2 protein-coding genes are annotated in these 1,296 nt (G+C 32.1%); one reads left to right on the forward strand and one right to left on the reverse strand.

Annotation, left to right across the window (positions count from 1 at the left end):
* The coding region (locus ACJML3_RS05005) for a hypothetical protein (RefSeq protein ID WP_406021154.1) at positions 1-303 on the reverse strand (303 nt) is incomplete at its 3' end.
* Between the two features lie 130 nt (positions 304-433).
* On the opposite strand from ACJML3_RS05005, the gene ACJML3_RS05010 reads away from it, so the two are divergent.
* A complete protein-coding gene (locus ACJML3_RS05010) occupies positions 434-1,138 on the forward strand; it encodes a gamma-glutamyl-gamma-aminobutyrate hydrolase family protein (RefSeq protein WP_406021156.1) in 705 nt (234 codons plus the stop codon).
* The last annotated feature ends 158 nt before the right edge of the window (positions 1,139-1,296 follow it).

The following is a 1,296-nucleotide window of genomic DNA, read 5'->3' on the forward strand; positions in this document are numbered from 1 at the left end:
TAGTTCACCATCTTCATCATCGATAATATCAAGATCTGCATTTGCAAGCTCTTTTGATAATCTTATCTTTACGCTGTCTCTAGGATTAGTATCTTCAAAGCAGTATAAATCGTTTTCTTTGTGAGCACAGGCAATCACTTCAAAAGTAAAGCCACATTCCCTATCAATGTAGCCAAAAGCTAAAATATACTTTGCATTTTCTGCATTAGGAAATTCTTTAACAGTCTCTTTAAGATTTTCATCTAAAGGGATAACACAAAAGTTTCTATAAAATTCTCTAAAACCGTCTTGACTAAAAATCATAAGTAAATCTCTCTTTGTAATAGCTCTCCTAAATATATATCTAAATGAAGCACATTGCATCAAAATAGCACGTTTTTTGACACTGTAAGAGCTCTAACTTAAGCTTTAGAAAAATCAAATGGAGGTGATGATGAATCCTATTATTGGCATTTGCCCTTTGTATGATGATGACAAGCAAAGTATCTGGATGCTTACTCAATATCAAACAATGCTAGAAAAGGAAGGTGCTTGTCCTTTTATTCTTCCATACACAGAAGATCAAAAAGTTTTAGAAAAATTGCTAAAGTTTTGTGATGGTATTTTGCTTACTGGTGGTCATGATATTGATCCTGCTTTGTACCATGAAGATAAGAGTTCTAAGTGTGGTGAGATAAATCACATTAGAGATCATATGGATCTATATTTACTTAAAAGAGCAATAGAGCTAGATAAGTCTGTGCTTGGTATTTGCAGAGGAGTTCAACTGATGAATGTATATTATGGTGGCACCTTGTATCAGGATCTACCATCTGAACATAAGAGTAATACAGAGCATCACATGCACTCTCCATATGATAGAGCTGTGCATGAGGTAAGTATCTCAGATAAGTCATTACTAGAAACGATACTTGGCAAAGATAAAATACAAGTTAATAGTTATCATCATCAGGCGATAAAAGCTCTTGGAGCAGAGCTTAAAATTGCTGCTATTTCAGAAGATAATTTAATTGAAGCTGTATTCAGTGATAAACATAAATTTTTATTAGGAGTGCAGTGGCATCCAGAGTTTTTGTATGATGTGGATGAGAACTCTAAAAGAATCGTTAAAGCATTTGTTCAGTCTTGTAAAAGCTAAGAAAAAAAATTTTAAAAATTTGCATTTTAGAAAATCTGTCCTAAACTTAAAATTGCACTCACAAGAGAGAAGAATAAAAATCGCTTATATAAGCGATTGTCTTAAGTGGTGTTAAAAAAAGTTAAAAAAACTTTAAAAAATTATTTGACATAGATTAA

Origin of the sequence: Succinivibrio sp. (assembly GCF_045124615.1) — a bacterium.
GTDB classification, from domain to species: domain Bacteria; phylum Pseudomonadota; class Gammaproteobacteria; order Enterobacterales; family Succinivibrionaceae; genus Succinivibrio; species Succinivibrio faecicola.

Bases quoted from the DNA above. Each gene is read 5' to 3' on its own strand.
- ACJML3_RS05010 (WP_406021156.1), top strand. From the start codon at position 434: ATGAATCCTATTATTGGCATTTGCCCTTTGTATGATGATGACAAGCAA.